Source organism: Prochlorococcus marinus str. MIT 9302 (assembly GCF_000759975.1).
Taxonomy (GTDB): Bacteria; Cyanobacteriota; Cyanobacteriia; order PCC-6307; family Cyanobiaceae; genus Prochlorococcus_A; species Prochlorococcus_A marinus_M.
This window is the reverse complement of sequence record NZ_JNAM01000010.1, coordinates 162,081-183,596: the sequence shown is the minus strand read 5'-3', so window position 1 is coordinate 183,596 and position 21,516 is coordinate 162,081. Positions and strand designations below refer to the sequence as shown.

The following is a 21,516-nucleotide window of genomic DNA, read 5'->3' as shown; positions in this document are numbered from 1 at the left end:
CTTATTAATTACTTTCTTAAATTAAAAAGTTTATGCAAGCTTAAAGGATAAGCTCTAAATATTTTTAATGAGTAAAGTAGAATTTAATAAAGAAACAGGGCCAAGGGAAGTCTTTTGTGGACTAACTTCAATAGTTTGGTTACACCGAAGAATGCCAGACGCATTTTTTCTGGTTGTTGGATCAAGAACATGCGCACATTTAATCCAGAGTGCTGCTGGGGTAATGATTTTTGCTGAACCAAGATTTGGTACAGCTATTCTTGAAGAAAAAGATCTTGCGGGTCTTGCCGATGCTCACGAAGAACTCGATAGAGTAGTAAATGATCTTATTTCTAGGAGACCTGAAATAAAGACTCTTTTCCTAGTTGGTTCTTGCCCTAGCGAAGTTATTAAGCTTGATCTTGCAACTGTTGCTGAGAAATTAAACAAACGATTTTTAGGTCAAGTAAGGTTTGTGAACTACTCAGGTAGTGGAATCGAAACTACATTTACACAAGGAGAAGATGGCGCATTAAAAGCTCTTGTCCCCTTAATGGAATCTACAGATGATGAAAAATTATTATTAGTCGGCACATTAGCTAATAATGTCGAAGATAGATTCAAGAAGATCTTCAATCAAATTGGGATAACTAATGTTGAAAGTTTTCCTCCCAGACAATCAACTGAATTACCAAAAATTGGGAAGAACACAAAGGTTCTATTAACTCAACCATATTTAAGTGATACGGTCAGGGACCTTAAGCATCGTGGTTGTGAGATAATTTATGCTCCGTTTCCATTAGGTGTAGAGGGCAGCACAAAATGGTTTTTATCTGCGGCAGAGGCTTTTAAAATTCATGAACTAAAAGTTCATGAGGTAATTGCTCCTTTAGCTAATAGAGCTAGGCAGGCACTAGAAAAACATACTGAAATATTAAGAGGAAAAAAATTATTCCTTTTACCTGAATCACAACTTGAGATTTCATTAGCAAGATTTTTACATAACGAATGTGGAATGGAGCTAATTGAAGTTGGAACTCCCTATTTAAATAAAGATTTGATGGATGAGGAGCTTAATTTATTACCGGATGATACAAAAATAGTTGAAGGTCAGCATGTAGAGAAACAACTTGATCGTGTTAGAGCTTCTAGTCCTGACTTGGTAGTTTGTGGAATGGGTTTAGCCAACCCACTGGAAGCAGAGGGTATTAGTACAAAATGGTCCATAGAAATGGTATTTAGCCCAATCCACGGAATTGATCAAGCAGCTGACTTAGCTGGACTTTTCTCAAGACCTTTAAAAAGGAATCAAATACTTACATCCAAAACATTAGCGACTCATTAAATTATGGAATTAACTCTTTGGACATATGAAGGCCCTCCTCATGTAGGTGCAATGAGAGTGGCTTCATCAATGAAAGACATTCATTACGTACTTCATGCTCCTCAAGGAGATACTTATGCAGATCTCCTTTTTACAATGATTGAGAGAAGAGGTCAGAGACCTCCTGTAACTTATACAACGTTTCAAGCTAGAGATTTAGGAGGAGATACCGCCGAATTAGTTAAAAGGAATATTACTGAGGCAGTTGAAAGATTTAAACCAAAAACCCTTTTAGTAGGAGAAAGTTGTACTGCTGAACTAATACAAGATCAGCCAGGTGCTCTTGCTAAGGGTATGGGTTTTGATATTCCAATTGTTAACCTTGAACTTCCTGCCTACAGCAAAAAAGAAAACTGGGGAGCTTCAGAAACCTTTTATCAAATAATTAGAACTCTATTAAAAGATAAGGTAAATGAAATTGATAAAATCAACCCTCAAAGATGGAAGTCTTTAGGTCGAAGACCTAAAGTTAATATATTAGGCCCTACATTATTAGGATTTAGATGCAGAGATGATGTAATCGAGATTCAACGTATACTTTCAGAGCAAGGTATTGATACTAATGTTGTTGCACCACTCGGTTCAAGCCCAGAAGATATTGAGAGATTAACTGATGCTGATATTAATGTTTGCCTATATCATGAGATTGCTGAGATTTCTTGTGAATGGCTTAAGCGTAATTGCGGAATGGAATATACCACTACTATTCCAATTGGTATAAAAAATACAATTAATTTTATTCATGAAGTACATGAAAAGCTTGACCTCCCTTTAACGAATAAAGAAGAACTAGAGCACAAGTCAAAGCTCCCATGGTATTCAAAGTCAGTTGATTCAAATTATTTGACGGGGAAAAGGGTTTTTATATTTGGTGACGGTACTCATGCAATCGCAGCTGCCAAAATTGCCAAAGATGAATTAGGCTTTGAAGTTGTAGGCCTAGGAACCTACAGTAGAGAAATGGCAAGACAAGTAAGAGCTGCAGCTAAGGATTTAAATATAGAAGCACTAATAACTAATAGCTACCTAGAAGTTGAAGATGCCATGAAAAAAGCATCCCCTGAATTGGTTTTAGGTACTCAAATGGAAAGGCATAGCGCAAAAAGACTTGGTATTCCATGTGCAGTGATAAGTACCCCAATGCATGTCCAGGATGTCCCAGCTAGATATAGTCCTCAAATGGGATGGGAAGGAGCAAATGTGATTTTTGACGATTGGGTTCATCCTCTAATGATGGGATTAGAAGAGCATCTTATTGATATGTTCAAACATGATTTTGAGTTTGTTGACGGTCATCAAAGTCATCTAGGACATACTGCGACTAATGCTCCTGATAATAAAGAAACTAAGCACGATCAAAGTAATATAAGTATTCAAGAAGAAAAAAGTATTCTTTGGACAGAATCTGGAAAAGCAGAACTTACAAAAGTACCATTTTTTGTGAGAGGTAAAGTTAAATCAAATACAGAAAAATATGCTCTATCAAAAGGTCTTCCTGAAATTAATGATGAGACCCTCTACGACGCAAAAGCTTTTTTTGGTTGATTCTTACAAATAAAATGTTATTTAGGCATGAGTATTTTCACTCAGGAAACAAATAAAAAAGTCTAGAATATTTAGTTATAAACATATATCTTGTATCTTTAATCTTAATAAATAACTATTTGTTGAGAAATGCATTCTAGGAGGCATATACCTGCAAGAATATAAGTATTAACGTGTAAATTCCAGCTTTAAATGACAAGTACTATAAATAAACCTCTTGATGGGGAAGGGAGTGTTCAAGTAAAGCAAGATCCAAAAATAAATATTGAAGAAGGGGCTTTAGTTATTGCCGTATACGGAAAGGGCGGTATCGGGAAATCAACTACATCATCAAACCTTTCTGCAGCATTCTCAAAATTGGGTAAAAAGGTTTTACAAATTGGATGCGATCCAAAACACGATAGCACTTTCACTTTGACACACAAAATGGTACCTACAGTTATCGATATTCTCGAAGAAGTAGATTTTCATAGTGAGGAATTGAGGCCAAACGATTTCATGTTTGAAGGTTTTAATGGCGTAATGTGCGTGGAAAGTGGAGGCCCTCCTGCTGGTACAGGATGCGGTGGATATGTAACTGGTCAGACAGTTAAGCTATTAAAAGAACATCATTTATTAGAAGATACTGACGTTGTTATTTTTGATGTCCTTGGAGACGTCGTTTGCGGGGGATTTGCAGCTCCATTGCAACATGCAAATTACTGTCTAATTGTTACTGCTAATGACTTCGATTCAATATTCGCTATGAATAGAATAGTCTCAGCAATTAAAGCAAAAGCAAAAAATTACAAAGTCAGATTAGGTGGGGTAGTAGCAAATAGATCAAAAGATACTGACCAAATTGATAAATTTAATGAAAGAACAGGTTTAAAAACTATGGCTCATTTTAAAGATGTAGATGCTATTAGAAGATCAAGACTAAAAAAATGTACCATCTTTGAAATGGAACCAACTGAAGACGTCATTGAAGTTCAAAATGAATATTTATCTCTTGCCAAAAATATGCTTGAAAACGTAGAACCTTTAGAAGGAAATCCCCTTAAAGATAGAGAAATTTTTGATTTATTAGGATTTGATTAGTTTTAATTAATCTAATCCAACCAATTTTCTTGTTAGATCATAAGTTTGTTTAGAGGTCTGCTTATCAATTATTCTTTTTGACAACTTTTGAGAAAAAGCTTTTCTGCCAGTTTTTTGACGATTTCCCCAGCTCCAATGTACTGATGGTTTAGCAAATTCTTTATAGGTTGCAATTTGAGCGACCCTCTCTCCTGCCAATCTTTGAGACACATATCCTCTTGTTATGAATTTTTGAAATATAGGGAAAAGAAATCTAAATATCCAAGGTGTGTCTCTAAAAAGTTTAGTGTCAGCAACACATCCAGGATATAAAGAATTAATGATGATTTTCTCTGCAGGATATCTTTTTGATAATTCCTGAACAGTCACCATATTGCAAAGTTTACTATCCTTATAAGCCTTACCAGGTTTGAATTTCTTTCCATTCGCCATACTTATTGGAGATAAAAAACCATTTTTAAATCCAGATAAATCTCCTAGATCCGCTGGAGCAGGGATTGGTATTCTCCCTCCCAGTTCTGAATAATTAGCTGTAACAGTTCCTAATACTGTTATTCTTGGCTTAAATAAAGTAGATTTACCATTTAAGAAAATTTCTCTTTCTGAAGATAAAATATTGTCCATAAGCAGGTTTATCATAAGAAAGTGTCCAAAATGATTAACTGCCATAGAATTTTCAAAACCTTGAGGAGATCTTTCAGGTCTCTTTAATCTCGGCTTATAAACTGCCGCATTACAAATAAGGGAATTTATTGGATTTTTAAATCTTCCCAATATTTCATCGCAACCTTTTCTTATATCATCCAAGTTAGAAAGATCTATTTCTATAAAGTGAACATTTTTAATTTCGTCTTTTGTCAAAAATTCCTCAGCTATTGCAATCGCTCTTTTATTTGATCGATTGACGGCTATAACTTCCCATCCAAATCTCAATAGAGGTTTTAGAGTATTTAATCCAACTCCTGAAGTTGTTCCTGTTATTAGGACTAAACCCTTAATGTTCTTACTCACTAGCAAAAAAGTTAATAGAAAAATGATAAGTAAGATGATTCTAGGTCATCCTTATCAACGCCATATTACTCTGATAATGCCTCTAGAAATCATTTGATCCTGATCCTTCATAAATCTTTGCTCACCTTCAGAAGAAAATAAATCATCAAACCTACTTGTCAAAACATTGAATCGATTTTTTTCGTATAAAAATGAGTCTTGAATTTCCCTTAATCTGATTAACCTAACTTTGGAACTATAGCCAAGTTTAATCAAGCTTATTATCGCCAAAAGGGAAAAGCACATTTTTAAACTTAAAAAAAACAAAGATACAAAATGCTCCTGCTTCTGGTGCTTAATTTTAAATGCTGAGCCTAGATATTTTTTGTAAAAAATTCTATTTTTATAAAAAGATTTTGACAAATTCAGTGCTTGGTAATTGTACTGAATAAGTCAATTCAGTCTTGTTATATTATTACCTTAAAAATATATATTTTCTAATAAATTTTAGTTTCTACCTAAACTAATTCCTAGCCTTAGTGCTAAAACTCCTGCATGCATAACTACTATGAGGCTTAATGCAATTAAATTTATTGTTTGAGTTGGCTCCATGTTTAAAAATAATATTTCCTATATTCTCCACCTAAAAGAGGTGATTTGACACACTATTACAAAATGATGTTACGAAATTAATAAATTGAAAGAAAAAATTTATTGGAAATTATCATAAATAAACCTACAAAGTTAATTTTGGGAATTAAAAATCAAGCTTTAATTTTTTCGACAAATAGTTTACCTGGATTTGATCAAATGGCTTTAGATTTAAATTCTTTAGATCAGACAATTTCAAATTCTGAAATAATTCTCACATTGAGGTTCTACTATTGGTCTGGAGATTGGCTTTCAATTGGCTATCACCAAAAAGAAATGCCTCCGCATTGGGAACAATTATTATTTAATGGGGAAATTAATGTTATAAGACGTCCCTCTGGCGGGGGAGCTGTTTTACATTCAGGTGGCATAACATATGCATTAACTTTTAAAAAAAGTCATTACAAAACCCTAAGTTATAGGATGGTTAACGATTGGTTAATTAAAAGTTTCAAAGAATTAGGTCTAAACTTGCAGAATGGTAATTTACAAAAATCACCCATAAAAACTAATTGTTTTGGGACTTCATTAATTTCTGATTTGATTGATCAAGATGGGTTCAAGAGAATAGGAAGTGCACAATATCGCAAAAAAGATGGATTTCTTCTACATGGAGAAATACAAACAAATCCTTCAAAAGATTTGTGGTTCAAATTATTTAAAGAAGAAGCTCCACCCAAAGTAAATCTAGACCTCACAAATGATGAAATAGTTGAACATTTAAGAAATTCATTCCTAAAGAATAAATCAAATATAAGGTTCAAAAATGTTGTCATAGATAATAAAAACATTGAAAATTTTTCATGATAAGAATTCTTAAAGATCTCCTTTCTGCTTCATTGATTTAATTATTCTAGGCAATTCAATTCCCAAAGGATACTGATTTTTATAATTAAATTTATTGACAATCTGTGAAGGTAAATTAAAACCTAATTTATTCAACACAAAGTTTCCAATTTTAGACCTATCAATTATCCCCAAAGGGATATCTGAAGCGTTGAGTACCAATATAAAACCTTCACTAGTTTTTTCAAGTCTTTCTATAGTTTCCCATAATTTGTTATTACTATATACAGTCACAAAACTATTAATTGGTTTCTTGAAATCTCCAACAAAGCTCCGTTCCCATTTTTTTATGGAGACAGTTTTCAAAATATTTTCATCAACAACACCAGTCCATCTACCATTATTCGCAACAAAAAAATATTTATCTGCTGTATCCTTTTTGTTTTTTATTAATTTATTAAATTCTGAGAAATTAGAATCGAATTCAATTTTTCTCAAAGGCTTTAATTTAAGCTCAGAAACTTTACTAAATTTAAGTATGTTTTCAATTTTAAAAAATTGACTTTCTGATTTTGAAGAATTCACTCCAAACAAACCTAAAAAAGAAAGAATAAAACCATAGTAAAAGTTAAATCTAAATAAACAAATTATCCCAAATATTAGAACTAAAAAAGATAAAGATAAATTTACTTTATTGAGTAAATTTCTTCCTTTGTTTTTACTCCCTGAAAAATGCCAAATAATACTTTTTAATAAATTTCCTCCATCTAAAGAACTAATTGGAATCAAATTTAAGAAGCCTAAAAATAAATTTAATATACCTACTCTAGAAATTATATTGATGGCCATTAGTTCTTTAGAGGAACCGGAATTACTAATTAAAAGTAGAATAGATGCTGTAGAAAAACATAATAGAGGTCTAACAACTGCAATTTTTATATTACCTAAAGCAGTTTGACAATACTTTTCTATTTGTAAAATTGCTCCTAGAAAATAAAAAGTAACTTTTTTTATTTTTACACCCTGAGTAAGGGAAACAAAAGTATGTAAAACCTCATGAGAAATAATTGAAGATAATAAGAAAAAAGAAGTTAAAAATCCTATAATCCAAGACTCTTTAGTATTATAGATATCACCTAAGGTTAAATTAACCTGATTACTAATACTCCATGAGAATAAAAAAAGAAACGCAAACCAATAAAGATGAATTTTGAAGGGAATTCCCCATATTTTAAAAATTTGCCAACTTCTCAAAAATAATCTCCGCTATATTTATCAATAATATTAATTTTACATACAGGATAATCATATGCCCAAGACTAAAACTTTAGTAAAAATTTGTGGACTAACGTCCGAAGAACAAGCTCTTCAAGTCGCTAAATTAGGAGCCCATGCAATAGGCATTATTTCTGTTGAAGAATCACCAAGGTATATACCAGCTGAACTTAAGAAACAAATTTTCAAAACCTTAGAAAGTTTGTATCCAAAAATCGAGAGAGTATCTGTTGTAAAAAATTGTCCTATAGATTTAATTATTAAAAATTTCTTAGGCAATCCAAGTGAAACTATCATTCAATTACATGGAGATGAAGATATTGATTACTGCAAAAGAATAAGGGGAGAAATTCCAAATATTGGCCTATGGAAGGCTTTCAGAATAAAAACGAAAAATGACTTTGATAAAATAAAACCTTTTGAAGATTTTGTAGATGCGATTCTACTTGATTCTTGGAATAAAGAAACTTATGGGGGTTCAGGGAAAAAAATAAATCCTATTTATCTAAAGAATCTGAAATTCAGCAAACCTTGGTGGTTAGCAGGTGGAATATCAATTGAATGGATTGATGAAATTTTAACAGACATCAAACCATATGGCCTAGACATTTCAAGCAGTATTGAAATATCTCCAGGATTAAAAGATCTAGAAAAAACAAGAGATCTAATTAAGTTTTTAAAAAAGAATTAATAATTATTGGTTGCAGATTGCTGTTTTACAAGCTCAAAAAATTCTTGTTTTAAACTTAAATCATGTCTAAAATCCCCTCTTACTATAGAATTAATCATACTTGTATTTGGCTCTTTAACTCCCCTCCATTTCATACAATAATGTTGAGCCTTCACAATAATGCCTAAACCTTTAGGTTCACACAATTTTTCAATTTCATCTGCAAGTATCATTACAGCTTCTTCTTGAATATGAGGTCTTGAAAAAACCCAATCGGCAACTCTGGCAAATTTTGAGAGTCCTATAACCTTATTTCCAGGTTTAATACCTATCCAACATTCGCCTAAAATTGGGACTAAATGATGTGAACATGCAGATCTTACAGAAATAGGGCCAACAGTATAAATCTCATCAAGATTCTTATCATTTGGGAAACTAGTAACTTTAGGTTGTTCATGATATCTCCCCTTAAAAACTTCATTTAAATACATCTTGGAGACTCTTTCTGCAGTCTCTTGAGTATTATGGTCATTTTCAACATCAATTACTAAGGACTTAAGTAAGTCTTTAACTCTTGAAGCAACTTCTTTTTCTAGAATTTCTAATTCGCCATGATTTATAAAATCTGCAATGTTATCATTTGCACTGAATCTTATCCCGGCATTTTTAATTCTGTCTCTGATGATTTCAGAGATTAGTTTATTAGTAATCTGGTCATCAAAGTTTTTAATATTATCGTTGGGTAATGTAGAGGTCATAAAATTTTAAACAGAAAATTGTATGCAACTTAATTTACTGTATCTTCTAAAGGCTTAATTGCTTATACACTATATCACATTCTATTGTTAAATCGGGTTCAAATAGTCCTGAAAAAATCACCTTTTAAAGAACAAAAAGAGAAACAGAATTTTTAAAAAGCCCCTCCAGAAGGCATCAAAGTTAAGTCCTCAATCAATTGCGATTCGGGTTGTTGTGCCATATAAAGTATAGTATCTGATACCTTATTTGAGCAGAGCATAGAAGTTCTATCAAAATCAGACTTAATTGATTTGGAGTCCCAAAGAGGAGTATTTACTGAACCTAAAGTTATTGTGCATGCTCGAATTGAATTAGATCTCTCCTCTTCCCTCAAGCATTTAGTAAACATAGTGAGTGCAGATTTTGAAATACAATATGCTCCCCATTGAGGGAAAGCATTATAAGACGCATGACTACTGACATTAATAACTAAACCACCATTTTTTCTCATTTGAGGGATTATTGAGCTACAAATTTGAAAAACACTTGTGAGGTTTGTTTGAATAGTTTGTTCCCATTGCTCAAAATCCATTTCAACTAAAGAACCATTAAATGCGCAACCGGCATTATTTATCAAGACTGAAGGGCACCCATATTTATCAATTGCTTCTCTAACACAATTCTCTATTCCAAGAGGATTAGATAAATCACATTTAACTAGGTTAATTTTTGATTTAGTAGTCAATAATTCACTCTTTAGTTTCTCCAATAAATCCATGTTTCTAGAAAGTAAAATTAAATCCCAGCCAGCATTAGCAAAAGTAATTGCGGTAGATCTACCAATACCTTTCGTAGCACCTGTTATAAAAGCTAGTTTCAATTTATTCAGTTTTTTGGGGAATTTCACTATAAATTTCTTCAATATTATTTGCTTCAATAAATTTACCTAAAACCCTAAACTTTTTATATCTTTCCTCAATGAGTTCATCTTTAGTCATTTGAAGTAAAGCATTAAGGTGTTTTTCAATAGCCTCCTTTAGTGTATTACCAGCATCTAAAGGAGCCCAATTGTTTCCACCCGAAGGCTCTGGCAATACTTCATCTATTATTCCCAATTTAAGTAAATCTTTACCCGTAATTTTAAGTGCTGATGCAGCTTCAGGAGCTTTTGCTGCATCTCTCCACAAAATTGATGCACATGCTTCTGGACTCGCAACTGTATAAACACTGTGTTCAAACATTAGTAACCTATCAGCAACACCTATTCCAAGTGCGCCACCAGAACCACCTTCTCCAATAACAGTAGCCACTATAGGGACTGTCAAACCAAACATCTCCCTCAAGTTTCTTGCTATCGCTTCCCCTTGCCCCTGTTCTTCAGCGGTTAAACCTGCATAGGCTCCAGGAGTATCAATAAATGTAAGAATTGGCAAAGAAAATCTATTAGCATGCTGCATTAATCTAAGCGCTTTTCTATAACCTCCTGGCTTTGCCATTCCAAAGTTTCTAATAACATTTTCTTTTGTATCTCTTCCTTTTTGATGCCCCAACATCAACACCGGTCGATTATTTATAGAGCCTATCCCTCCAATAAGGGCCATATCATCCCCTCCATTTCTATCTCCATGTAATTCAATCCAGTCATCACAAAACATTTGAACAAAGTCCAAAGTGCTAGGTCTTTGAGGATGTCTAGCCACCTGAATCTTTTGTGCAGGCGTGAGTGATTTAAATATTTCTTCTCTTCTCCTTGCAGCTAAGGTTTCAAGCTGCAGGAGCTGTTGACTAACATCTACTTCTGAATCTCGAGCTAATTCTTTAATTTGCTCTATCTGTTTCTCAAGCTCAACAAGAGGCTTTTCAAAATCTAGGAGGTAACGTTTAGCCATAATTTAGACAGTTAATACTTTAGGCTGTTTATCAAGTCCAATCGCAGAAAAACCATGTTTCAAAGAAGCTGCTCCAATAAACTCCATTTTTTCAAGAGAAATATTATTTCTTCCCCAACTAAAGTTGGTATGACACTTTTCAAATTCTAAAATCATAGCTTCTGCAAAGCAAGCAAACATCTCTCTCTGAGGGTTTTGCATTTCCGCAAGTTCCATCATGTTCCAGCCAATATCATTGAAAAACTCTACTATACCGCCTTTTAAAACATGAATATTTTCACCCTGAAATTTCTCATCAAGATTTTTAGGGTATCCACCGTCAATCATTAAACATGGTTTTTTTAAGTTATCAACTTCAATTTCAATAGTTTTAGGCATACTTGCAACCCATACAACAATATCCGCTTGAGGCAATGCTTCATCTAAACTTTTTATAGTGCCACCATCTAATTCTTTTTGTAATAGAGTTAACGGTTGTTGTTGTCTAGCCACCATAAGAAGTTCTGAAATCCCAGTTTTATTGATAAGCCATCTACAAACAGCGCTACCAATATCCCCTGTAGCACCAATTACAGCAACAGTTGCTTTTTTCAGGTCTATCCCGATGCGAGGAGCATTTATTTCTAATTGCTTACAAATAACCCATGCTGTATGAGTATTACCAGTAGTAAACCTTTCCCACTCTAATGAAGTATTTCTGATTTGTTTATGCTGAAGAAGATTAAAATTCTCAAAAATAATAGAAGTAAATCCCCCTAAAGCCGTAATGTTAATCCCTTTTTTCTGAGCTAGTTCCATAGCATTTAATACTTTTCTTCTAGCCGTTTTAAACCTAGAAAGCATTTCAGGAACAAAGCAAGAATCTATGTAAGAACCTTCAATAGATATTCCAGTAGCACTCTTAACTTCTACATTCTCAACCAATTGAGGAGGAGCTGTACACCAAACATCCAGGTCGCCATCTGCAATATGATCAAATCCTAGTAAAGAAGCTTTTCTTTTTGCATCTTCAAAACTAGTTGAGTGGCCTATTAACCCAAACATTTAAAATTTATAAATGGTTTCTATACGATGTAATGAAGAATAGCACAGAGGTAACTACTTAAATAGAAAGATTAATTATTAAAATGCTTAATTAAGTAGAAGTATAATTAAACGATGGCTGCCATAGCCATTCTTGCAATTTCTCTATTATCTAGACCTATTTCCATAAGAGTATCTTGGTAAGCAATCATAAATTCTTCCATTAATTCTTCTCTGTCCATAGCTAAAACTGATGCATCATCTGCTACTTCATCTAACATCTTTTTAATTAAAGGAAGGTTAACCTTATTAGCTTCCATTAATTCCTCTTTACATGTAGACAGGTTCTCTTTAAGCCACTCTTGACCATAATTTAAATGAAGATATTCATCTTTAACCACTCCCTCTGTTATTTTTTTTGCAAAAGGATCTGCAACTCGTATGTAGACGTTATAAGCAGAGATTGCAAATGCTTCGATTAAAATAGCTTGAATTAAAAGACATGTTGTTATGTTTCCTTTTTCTAGAGCAATTTGAAAATTACCATGTAATTTAGAAAAGAATTTTTTAGCAAATTCCATATCAGCTTCAACTCCTAAATTTCTCCCACATGCAGTAAAGCCTTTTTTATGTTTCATTTCCATTCTCGCCAATTTAGTTAACTCTTCTAACTCATTTGGTAATAAAGTTGCTATGGAAATGTAATTATCATGAGCCTCTTGCTCTCCCTCTATAACAATTGCATTTATTCTGCTATATGCATCCTTATAAGAATCTGTAGTAAAGTCCGGCAAATTTAAAGAAATCGTATTAGTGGTTTCTTCAGTAGTTTTTTTATTTGATTCTAGAGTTTGCATGTCAGTAATCTTTAGCTCATTATGCATGAATATTACATGATTATAGTGAGTTTATTTAAATATCATGAAAATAGTTTCAATTGTTAAGTGCCATTTTTACTTAAATATATTTAAGAATTGTTTGGCCAATCTGATTGCATCAGATTCATTATCAATTTAAACCAATGATTAATCAATAATTCCTTTAAATTTTTTCCTAAAGACTCATTTGCTCCTCTGCTATCCCCTATAACGCCTGATTTACTGAAGTCGTCAGTAAGCCAAGCAGTAGGCGCATTACCCTCTAGACTCCAACCTTCTGGGATCTGTCCTTTAATAACCTCATTAGGACGTTCATCACCTACTAATTCTGGCTTTAAAGCGAGCATCAAACTTGTTTCAGCTAAAGAAGCATGAAGCCCATCCTCCATCTCAGTTTTTGTTAACAATTCACTTAATCCATTAACACCACTCCATAAGAAACAAGGGAATACAGCTATCCCAGGTGCAAAACTTCTTAGCTCTCTTGCAGCTGTATTTAGTAGTGAGATTTGTCCTCCATGTCCATTAATCAATATCAATCTTTTAAAACCCATTTCAGATAATTGTCCTCCGACTTCCTTAATCATTGAGGTTATTAAATTTGAGGAAAGTGAAATTGTCCCAGCAAAACCCTTATGTTCTGGAGAAAACCCAATATATTGTGTTGGAAGTTTTTTTAATGGAATATCGGAAGAGAATAATTTAAAAACTTCGCTAATGATTTCATCAACAAAAATACTATCTGTAGCAAGGGGCAAATGTGGCCCATGTTGCTCAACAGCGCCGAATGGCCAAATCACTGTTGATCTTTTGTCTTTTGCAATACTCTCAATTTCTTGCCAATTTAAATATTCAAATTTATTAGGTATTGGTTTAAAGTTCATTAATTTTAATTTTGAGTACTAACATTTAGAGTATGTTATTAATTAATTATTCTTATTTTACCTACGATGGGAGTCAGTAATAAAAATGCCCAAGATAATATCCAACCAAAGGGCATTAAAAAAGATTTTAAAAAACCTCTTCAGGTACTTCACATAAGCAAGAAGGATACTCAAAAAAAATCTCAAGAAATACAGAATGAGCGAAACGATTCGCAAGAAGAAATTAAAAAAGAAAATATCGCAATCAAACCTCAAATAATTAAAGGTGAATCAGTAAAAGAAATTGAGGACAGTAATAAAAACACTAAAGCTTTTGAGAGTTCTCAACAAGACTTAAATAGACCCCTTAATTTTTCTGAGCAAAACACAGATTTTCAATTAGAAAGAACAGTTGATGAATTCGATTTTGATGAAAGTGCTTTTTTGGAGGCTTTAAATGAAAATGAGCCAATTGGGGCTACAGGAGAAACAATTTCAGGGAAGGTCATAGCAATCGAAAGTGATGGGCTATATGTTGATATTGGTGGGAAAGCACCTGGTTATATGCCAAAAAAAGAATGTGGGTTGGGCGTTATAACTAACTTTAAAGAAAAATTCTCCATAGGCCTTGAAATGGAAGTTTTGGTTATAAAAGAACAAAATGCTGATGGGATGGTAACAGTGAGCGCTAGGGCATTAATTCTCAGGCAAAGTTGGGAGAAAGTTTCAAATTCCGCTAAAAATGGAGAATTAATTGAAGTTTTAATTAATGGATTTAACAGAGGCGGACTTACGTGTGATGTAGATGGATTGAGAGGATTCATCCCAAGATCCCAGCTTGAAGATGGTCAAGATTATCAATCTTTTGTTGGCAAAACTCTAAAAGTAGCGTTTCTTGAGGTGAATCCAGAATCCAGAAAATTAGTTCTCTCTGAAAAGAAAGCATCATTAGTCTCTAAACTTACAAGTCTAGAATTAGGTCAATTAATTGAAGGAGAAGTTTTAGCAGTAAAACCATATGGCTTCTTTATTGATTTAGGTGGAGCTAGTGGACTTCTTCATCAATCATCACTAACAAACGGATCGATTCGTTCTTTAAGAGAAATTTTTAGAGAAGGGGAAATTATAAAAGCTTTAATATCTGAAATTGATCTTAAAAAAGGGCGAATTGGTCTTAATACAGCACTCTTAGAGAACTCAGCGGGAGAATTAATAATTGATAAACAAAAAGTTATGCAAGAAGCCAATGAGAGAGCACTAAAAACTAAAGCACTCTTCGATAAAAAAGAACAAGACAAATGAACATAAATAAAAAAACAGAACAAAGTCTTGAATTTAAAATTTCAGATTGGGAATTAGACTTTTACTCAAGACCAATTATTGAATCAAATGGAAAAAAAAGGTGGGAGTTAATTATTTGCTCCAAAAGAAGTTATAAGACTGAAGATATTTTTCTTTGGAATAAAAAATGCCCTGCCAATGAAGTTAATTCGGTATGGCTTACAAAGGCACTAAATGAAGCAATTAATGATGCAAAAAAAGAAGGGTGGGCAAAGCCCTCAATAGTTAGATTCTGGAGGACGTCAATGAAATCCATCATTAAGAAATCTCTGGAGGCCGCCAGTATTGAGGCTCTCGTTAGTAGAAGAACTTACGATTTGTTCGATAGAATCGAATTTCTTGAAAAAGAGATTTATCCAAATGAAAATGGCTATGTAAGAGGTGTGCTAGCGCCAACTTTCACTTCTACAATGGAAACCTCACCTAAACCTTTACCAGAAGCAGTGAGGGGGGATGCTTTAACTATCGCTGAAATATCAATTGAAGAATTAAAATCAGCAGAAAATTGGCCTATGGAATTTGGAGATATTTTCCCAATTCACCAAAAATTGAATACTAATAATTTAGTACCTGGATTAAGACTTTTTAGCAAAGATAGATCATTAGCACTTTCTGCATGGTTCAGTTGTTTAGAACCTATTAAACTAAATATAAATAAGAACCAACTCATTCTTGAAGCTTCGGAAGACGATAAGTGGCTAGTAACAGATTTGCCAGAAAAAGATGCAAAAATTTTAAGTACAAAGTTTTTAGAGAATAAAAAAAATTCTTTTGGCTATCAATTTATTTCCATACAGTCAACGCCATACATTGAAAAATTTGCAGGGTTCTGGATCTTGAGAGATATTGAATTAATTTCATAATTTTAAGTTAGGAGGGAGCTATTCCTTACAAAGAAGTATATTTCTCAAAAACTAAAATTTTTATTCAAAACAAAAATTTTGAGTACTATTCATCACCAATTCTTAGTCAATATAATTTTCAACATGCATACTTTACAAAGTCTAGCTCTGAGAAATTTCTTCAATTATTAGGAAATCACTTTAATGAAAATTCCGTAAATTGTTTATCTAATCAAATTCACAGTAATATATTGACTTTTGGATCAAATTCGCAAAAAGGGAGTAAGACTGATGCAGATGGTCTTATTGGTAATAAATGCAATCAAAACTTATGGGTTTACACAGCTGATTGCATGCCAATATTTTTTGCAGATAAAAGAACAAGAAATGTAGCCGCCTTGCATTGTGGGAGAAAAGGCTTAGAAAAAAAAATAATAAAAAATCTAGTTAAAATCTTCGATAATTTTGGGACTTCCAGAGATGACTTGCTTGTAGCAATAGGGCCAGCGATATCGAAGGAACATTATCTAGTTGATAAAAAGACATTGAAAGAATTTTATAAAAAGGCCGAAAATAAAAAATTAACAGTCAATTTGAGTGAAACTAAAAAAAATTTTTATTTTAATGATTCAAATAACTTAAAAGAGCAAAACTTAAATCAACTTGATCTTAGGAGGTTTGCTTATAGACAACTTTTGAATGAAAATATTCCTAATACAAATATCGATATCTCAAATATATGCACATACGAATCAAAAAATGAATTTAATTCCTGGAGAAGGAACAAGACAATCTCGAGACAATGGAATTTTATTCATTCATAGAGATATTTAATTTGGACAATTTTTTCTTGTTAAGTCTTTAGCAACTAATAATTCGGCCATCTCCTTAGTACCTTTAATATTGAAAACTTTTGCTAACAAAACATTCTCTTTAAAACCAAAAGGTTTTATTTTCACTTTACTTCCCCTTGGAAATTCACTTTTAAGTAAATTCATTGCTTCAAGCTCATCATTTTTATCTACATCTACACAAAATAATCCAATTGTTAAATTCCTATTTTGATCTCCTACCAAAATAGTATTTGAACTTTTAATTTGAAGTATTTCAGCCGAGTCTACTACTAGAGGATTAATAATAATCAAGAAGATTATTATTAAATATTTTGATAATTTTTTCAATTCAGAAAAATTTAACTTTTTGATTCATATTAATAGTTAATTTTTTAAATAAGGTACTTAAATAATTAGTCTTCACAATTAACATATCCAACCATTTGAGCGTTACTTTTCCCAGGAGGAACCATTGGATAGCAATTTTCACCTCTTCTGACAAGAATATTAATCAAGGCAGGTCCGTCATGATCAAGCGCATTTTTAAATTCATTATGTAGTTGTTTTCTATCAGAAATTAAGTATCCTTTAACTCCAAAAGACTCAGCAAGTTTTACAAAGTCAGGTTCACCACAACTCATATCAGATGAGGAATACCTTTCATCATAGAAACTTTCCTGCCATTGTCTTACCATCCCTTGCCAGCGATTATTTATAATGATCAATTTCACCTTCAAACCATATTGAGATAAAGTCCCTAATTCTTGAATATTCATTAAGACACTTGCATCTCCAGCAATACAAATTACATCTGAATGAGGTAAGGCTGCTTTCACTCCAATTGCGGCTGGTAATCCAAAACCCATAGTTCCTAAGCCTGCACTACTAATCCATTTTCTTGGAGAATTCCTAAGATATTGAGCAGCCCACATCTGATGTTGTCCTACATCTGTAGTTACATAAGATTCAGGTGAAAGTTCCCTAACTTTTAAAAGAACTTCCTGAGGATAAATTTCGCCTTCTTTAGGCGGGTCATATAAAGGGTGTTTATTTTTCCAAAAATCAATTTTTTCTAACCAGCTCTTCGTATGACAAGTAAATTTGTTATTAAGATATTTTTCATTAATTTTGAGAACAGCTTTTGAAACGTCAGAGACAATTGCCACATCTACTCGTCTATTTTTATTAACTTCTGCTGGGTCAATATCTATATGAATTACCTTTGCATTAGGTGCAAAAGTATCTAATTTCCCCGTAACCCTATCATCGAATCTAGCTCCAATAGCAATTAAAAGATCACATTCTGTAACTGCAAAGTTTGCGTAAGCAGTTCCGTGCATTCCTAACATCCCAACTGATAAATTGTCTTTTTCATCAAAAGCACCTTTGCCCATTAAGGTTGTTGTAACTGGTATTTGATAATTCTTTGCCAAAGTTCTTATTTCATCATGAGCCCCTGAAGATATTGCCCCACCTCCAACATATAGAAGAGGTCTTTCAGAATCTTCTATTAATTTAATTGCTTTTTTGATATCGCAGTCATTAATATCTCCATTCCTCTTAAATCCTTTTGGAATAATCTCACCAGGCAAAACTCTTTTGTAATTAAAGAATTCTTGACCTACATCTTTTGGTATATCAATTAAAACAGGGCCAGGTCTTCCAGAAGAGGCTATAAAAAAAGCTTCAGAAACTACTTTCGCGATATCTGAAGGATCTCTTATTACCCATGAATGTTTAACTATTGGAAGAGTTATGCCAAAAATATCAGTTTCTTGAAAAGCATCTGTCCCTATAGCAGGTCTTGGAACTTGACCTGTAACTACTACTAAAGGAACAGAATCCATTTGAGCAGTGGCAATTCCAGTCACTAAATTTGTTGCACCTGGACCTGAGGTTCCAAAACATACCCCTACTTCACCAGTAGATCTAGCATATCCATCAGCCGCATGAGAACCTCCTTGTTCATGTCTTACCATGTAGTGCTTTAGCCAACCATCATGTTCTGCTTTATGAACAGCATCATATATTGGTAGTATGGCGCCTCCAGGATAACCAAATATTACCTTTACCCCATGAATTTTTAAAGAATCCATTAGTGCATCTGCACCAGTTATCCAAACGGGATTTTCATTTTTTGAACTACCCTTTGACAAGGATCTCGAAGTAAGAGTCACTAAAGAAATTCAATATTTACTATAAATTTTAAACTTAATTAAATACTTTTGCCTCATTTAGAAATGTAATGTCAGAATACTATTCAAAAAATTAATTAATAAATTTAAATTTTATAAGTAAATTCAAATTGATCTTTATAGAATTCCTAGCCTATGTAATGGTCCAGAACCTGAAATAAGTTCAATAAAAAGTACCAAAAAAACAATCATAGCAACCCTTCCATTCCAAACCTCTGAACTATTATTCCAACCCCATTGCCATTTCTCTTGGGGGTAAAGTTTAACTTTTTCAGGCAACTGAGAAGCTTCCTCTATATCAATTAAAGGTCCTTCCAAGCAAGAAACTACTAGATCACTAAGACCCTTAATAAAAGTAGGATGAGTATTTAGAGCCTTTACTCTTCGAAAGTTTTTGATACCAGCTTTTTCGGCAATTTCTTTATACTCAATGTCAATTTCTTGCAATGTTTCAATATGCTCTCCAACAAAACTTATGGGAACGACAATGAGATCATTAACATTTGACCTCCCAAGATCAGCTAAAACTTCTTCTGTATAAGGCTTCAACCATTCAACTGGACCAACTCTACTTTGATAAGAGAGTGTATGCGGATTACTATGCCCTAAATATTTTTCTAACTCATTTATTATCAATAATGAACAATCTTCAATTTGTTGTTTATAAGGGTCTCCAGCTTCCTCTACATAACTCTTAGGAACTCCATGCGCAGTAAAAAATATATGCGCATTTGAAGGTGATTCACAAAGTGAGACTTGTTCGGAAATTAATTCAACCATTGAATTTAAATATCCTGATTGACTGAACCAACTTCTTACACATCTCATTGGGATTTTCTTAAAGTCATTATCTGAATCTCGCAATTTTTTTAATTCCCTAAAGCTTGAACCACTTGTACTTATTGAAAAATGAGGATACAAAGGTAATACAACAATTTGATCTACATCATCTGCTTTCATATCTGCAATTGCTGATTCGGTAAAAGGATGCCAATACCTCATAGCTATATAAGTAGTAGCATTTACACCATTATCCCTTAATTTAGATTGCAATTCTCTTGCTTGTTGTTCAGTTATCCTTCTGATGGGTGATCCTCCACCTATAGAAAGATAAGCCTGCTGTGAAGTAGTACTCCTAAGCGTACTAATTAACCAAGCTAAAGGTTTTTGAAAAGCAGGAAAAGGTGTCCTGATTATTTCTGGATCAGAAAAAAGATTATATAAGAATGGGCCAACATCTGTAATGCGTTCAGGCCCTCCTAAATTCATTAGTAAGACGCCTATTTTATCCATTTAAAATTTATGGAGATTGAAAAAAAACATTAAAAACGTCATTATATGTACAATTATAGAAGTAAATGAACGTAATTCAGGAAATTAATAATGTGAATGATAAATTTGCTACTCAAGGAAGCAAGCTTAGAATTGAAAAAAGGGGAGAAAAATTAAATATTAGAGGTTCACTTCCCACGAAAGAAGATAAAAACAACTTTAAAATTCAAAGAATATCTCTCGGTATAAAGGCTGATATTTATGGATTAGAGGAGGCTAAAAAAAAATTACAATTAATCAATTTGCAACTGGAATTAAATCAATTTGACTGGATTAATTGGATAAGTAACCCTAATAAAAAGGAAATAAAAAATGATTTTGCATTTCCAAATAGATTAAATCAATTTGAGGAATTTTTTTTTAAAGAAAGAAAAAATGATTATTTAAGCAGCACTAGAAAAACTACTTGGAGAAGTTCTTACAAGCCCTATCTCAAAAGAATTCTTCATTTTTATAATGATTATGACAATAAGGAATTGGAATACATATTTAAAAAAACTCTTGAAAGTTACAAGGAGGGGAGTAGGAGTAGAAAACAATGCGCCACCTCACTAAGTGTTTTAGCTAAGTTTCTGAATATTAAACTTCCAGAAGACTGGAAATTAAATTCTAAGGGATATGGTCTAAATAAAGCAGGGTTTAGAGACCTCCCCACAGACGAGTTAATAGAAAAACTTTGGGAGAAGATACCAAACAAATCTTGGAAATTTGTTTTTGGTCTGATGGCTACATATGGCTTAAGAAATCATGAAGTGTTTTTTTGTGATTTAAGCTCCTTAACAAATTTTGGAGACAAAATCATTAGAGTTTTACCAACAACGAAAACAGGGGAACATCAAGTTTGGCCATTCCATCCTGAATGGGTAGAAAAGTTCGAATTATTAAAACTTGGTGAAGACCCCGAACTTCTTCCAAATATTAATAGAGACCTTAAAATTACAACCTTACAAAATATTGGCAAGAAAACTACAGACCAGTTTAAGCGTTATTCTTTACATATAAAACCTTATGATCTACGTCATGCTTGGGCAGTAAGAACAATTTTTTATGATTTACCTGATACTGTGGCTGCCAGAATGATGGGACATTCAGTTAGCCTACATACTCAAACTTATCACCACTGGATTACTAAAAGAGATCAACAAAAGGCAGTTAATAATGCACTTTTAAAAATTAAGAGAGATAAAAGTATTTAAAGATTTATAATCACTAAATGAAATTA

The 21,516-nt window shown here is 32.8% G+C and carries 22 protein-coding genes; 9 read left to right on the top strand and 13 right to left on the bottom strand.

Going from position 1 to position 21,516, the window contains the following annotated elements:
- The first annotated feature begins 67 nt into the window (after nt 1-67).
- The 3 genes from EU96_RS03545 (at nt 68) to bchL (ending at nt 3,988) form a co-directional block, all read left to right on the top strand.
- Nucleotides 68-1,324: a ferredoxin:protochlorophyllide reductase (ATP-dependent) subunit N gene (locus EU96_RS03545; protein WP_032526847.1), complete on the top strand. Its 1,257-nt coding sequence runs from the start codon at nt 68-70 to the stop codon at nt 1,322-1,324.
- A 3-nt stretch (nt 1,325-1,327) separates the two neighbouring features.
- Nucleotides 1,328-2,908 carry a ferredoxin:protochlorophyllide reductase (ATP-dependent) subunit B gene (locus EU96_RS03550; RefSeq protein ID WP_032526846.1) on the top strand — a complete coding sequence of 527 codons (1,581 nt, stop codon included), beginning with the start codon at nt 1,328-1,330 and terminating at the stop codon, nt 2,906-2,908.
- Nucleotides 2,909-3,100: 192 nt separating this feature from the next.
- Nucleotides 3,101-3,988: a ferredoxin:protochlorophyllide reductase (ATP-dependent) iron-sulfur ATP-binding protein gene (bchL, locus tag EU96_RS03555; RefSeq protein ID WP_002805445.1), complete on the top strand. Its 888-nt coding sequence runs from the start codon at nt 3,101-3,103 to the stop codon at nt 3,986-3,988.
- Nucleotides 3,989-3,994: 6 nt separating this feature from the next.
- Here the strand turns inward: bchL and EU96_RS03560 are convergent, their stop codons facing one another.
- The 3 genes from EU96_RS03560 to psaM all read right to left on the bottom strand — a co-directional run bounded on the left by EU96_RS03560 (nt 3,995) and on the right by psaM (nt 5,590).
- Nucleotides 3,995-4,999, bottom strand: coding sequence for an SDR family NAD(P)-dependent oxidoreductase (locus EU96_RS03560; RefSeq protein ID WP_032527019.1), 1,005 nt, complete (start codon nt 4,997-4,999; stop codon nt 3,995-3,997).
- Between the two features lie 54 nt (nt 5,000-5,053).
- The gene (locus tag EU96_RS0109240; RefSeq protein WP_416406691.1) at nt 5,054-5,284 is read right to left on the bottom strand and encodes a hypothetical protein; all 231 of its coding nucleotides are present in this window, start codon (nt 5,282-5,284) and stop codon (nt 5,054-5,056) included.
- A 201-nt stretch (nt 5,285-5,485) separates the two neighbouring features.
- Nucleotides 5,486-5,590, bottom strand: coding sequence for a photosystem I reaction center subunit XII (gene psaM / locus EU96_RS0109235; protein ID WP_025887817.1), 105 nt, complete (start codon nt 5,588-5,590; stop codon nt 5,486-5,488).
- Between the two features lie 102 nt (nt 5,591-5,692).
- Between psaM and EU96_RS03565 the strand changes: the two genes are divergently transcribed.
- On the top strand, nt 5,693-6,436 hold the full coding sequence (locus EU96_RS03565; protein ID WP_032526844.1) for a lipoyl protein ligase domain-containing protein: 744 nt from the start codon (nt 5,693-5,695) through the stop codon (nt 6,434-6,436).
- A gap of 9 nt (nt 6,437-6,445) precedes the next feature.
- Here the strand turns inward: EU96_RS03565 and EU96_RS03570 are convergent, their stop codons facing one another.
- Complete coding sequence (locus tag EU96_RS03570; protein WP_032526843.1) at nt 6,446-7,669, bottom strand: site-2 protease family protein; 1,224 nt, start codon at nt 7,667-7,669, stop codon at nt 6,446-6,448.
- 55 nt (nt 7,670-7,724) lie between these two features.
- Here EU96_RS03570 and EU96_RS03575 point away from each other — a divergent pair, with 55 nt between their 5' ends.
- Nucleotides 7,725-8,381: a phosphoribosylanthranilate isomerase gene (locus EU96_RS03575; RefSeq protein ID WP_032526842.1), complete on the top strand. Its 657-nt coding sequence runs from the start codon at nt 7,725-7,727 to the stop codon at nt 8,379-8,381.
- On the opposite strand, the gene folE is transcribed toward EU96_RS03575, so the two are convergent.
- The 6 genes from folE to EU96_RS03605 all read right to left on the bottom strand — a co-directional run bounded on the left by folE (nt 8,378) and on the right by EU96_RS03605 (nt 13,772).
- Nucleotides 8,378-9,118: a GTP cyclohydrolase I gene (gene folE / locus EU96_RS03580; protein ID WP_032526841.1), complete on the bottom strand. Its 741-nt coding sequence runs from the start codon at nt 9,116-9,118 to the stop codon at nt 8,378-8,380. The genes EU96_RS03575 and folE overlap by 4 nt on opposite strands.
- A 152-nt stretch (nt 9,119-9,270) precedes the next feature.
- The gene (locus EU96_RS03585; RefSeq protein WP_032527018.1) at nt 9,271-10,005 is read right to left on the bottom strand and encodes an SDR family oxidoreductase; all 735 of its coding nucleotides are present in this window, start codon (nt 10,003-10,005) and stop codon (nt 9,271-9,273) included.
- Complete coding sequence (locus tag EU96_RS03590) at nt 9,980-10,987, bottom strand: acetyl-CoA carboxylase carboxyltransferase subunit alpha (protein ID WP_032526839.1); 1,008 nt, start codon at nt 10,985-10,987, stop codon at nt 9,980-9,982. The genes EU96_RS03585 and EU96_RS03590 overlap by 26 nt, the downstream gene beginning before the upstream one ends.
- Nucleotides 10,988-10,990: 3 nt before the next feature.
- Complete coding sequence (locus EU96_RS03595; RefSeq protein ID WP_032526838.1) at nt 10,991-12,031, bottom strand: long-chain acyl-[acyl-carrier-protein] reductase; 1,041 nt, start codon at nt 12,029-12,031, stop codon at nt 10,991-10,993.
- Nucleotides 12,032-12,138: 107 nt separating this feature from the next.
- On the bottom strand, nt 12,139-12,867 hold the full coding sequence (locus EU96_RS03600) for an aldehyde oxygenase (deformylating) (protein WP_032527017.1): 729 nt from the start codon (nt 12,865-12,867) through the stop codon (nt 12,139-12,141).
- Nucleotides 12,868-12,977: 110 nt separating this feature from the next.
- Complete coding sequence (locus EU96_RS03605) at nt 12,978-13,772, bottom strand: creatininase family protein (RefSeq protein WP_032526837.1); 795 nt, start codon at nt 13,770-13,772, stop codon at nt 12,978-12,980.
- Between the two features lie 66 nt (nt 13,773-13,838).
- Here EU96_RS03605 and EU96_RS03610 point away from each other — a divergent pair, with 66 nt between their 5' ends.
- From EU96_RS03610 to pgeF, 3 genes are read left to right on the top strand one after another with little or no spacing between them, the layout of a single operon-like run.
- Nucleotides 13,839-15,053, top strand: coding sequence for a S1 RNA-binding domain-containing protein (locus EU96_RS03610; protein ID WP_032526835.1), 1,215 nt, complete (start codon nt 13,839-13,841; stop codon nt 15,051-15,053).
- Nucleotides 15,050-15,955: a Tab2 family RNA-binding protein gene (locus tag EU96_RS03615; RefSeq protein ID WP_032526834.1), complete on the top strand. Its 906-nt coding sequence runs from the start codon at nt 15,050-15,052 to the stop codon at nt 15,953-15,955. The genes EU96_RS03610 and EU96_RS03615 overlap by 4 nt, the downstream gene beginning before the upstream one ends.
- Nucleotides 15,956-15,975: 20 nt before the next feature.
- On the top strand, nt 15,976-16,758 hold the full coding sequence (gene pgeF, locus EU96_RS09820; protein ID WP_342666114.1) for a peptidoglycan editing factor PgeF: 783 nt from the start codon (nt 15,976-15,978) through the stop codon (nt 16,756-16,758).
- Between the two features lie 6 nt (nt 16,759-16,764).
- Here pgeF and EU96_RS03625 read toward each other — a convergent pair whose 3' ends face one another.
- From EU96_RS03625 to hemH, 3 genes are all read right to left on the bottom strand, one after another.
- The gene (locus EU96_RS03625; protein ID WP_032526833.1) at nt 16,765-17,115 is read right to left on the bottom strand and encodes a hypothetical protein; all 351 of its coding nucleotides are present in this window, start codon (nt 17,113-17,115) and stop codon (nt 16,765-16,767) included.
- Between the two features lie 65 nt (nt 17,116-17,180).
- The gene (gene ilvB / locus EU96_RS03630; protein WP_032526831.1) at nt 17,181-18,944 is read right to left on the bottom strand and encodes a biosynthetic-type acetolactate synthase large subunit; all 1,764 of its coding nucleotides are present in this window, start codon (nt 18,942-18,944) and stop codon (nt 17,181-17,183) included.
- A 135-nt stretch (nt 18,945-19,079) separates the two neighbouring features.
- A complete protein-coding gene (gene hemH, locus EU96_RS03635) occupies nt 19,080-20,255 on the bottom strand; it encodes a ferrochelatase (protein WP_032526829.1) in 1,176 nt (391 codons plus the stop codon).
- Nucleotides 20,256-20,320: 65 nt separating this feature from the next.
- On the opposite strand from hemH, the gene EU96_RS03640 reads away from it, so the two are divergent.
- Nucleotides 20,321-21,490 carry a site-specific integrase gene (locus EU96_RS03640; RefSeq protein ID WP_032526828.1) on the top strand — a complete coding sequence of 390 codons (1,170 nt, stop codon included), beginning with the start codon at nt 20,321-20,323 and terminating at the stop codon, nt 21,488-21,490.
- The last annotated feature ends 26 nt before the right edge of the window (nt 21,491-21,516 follow it).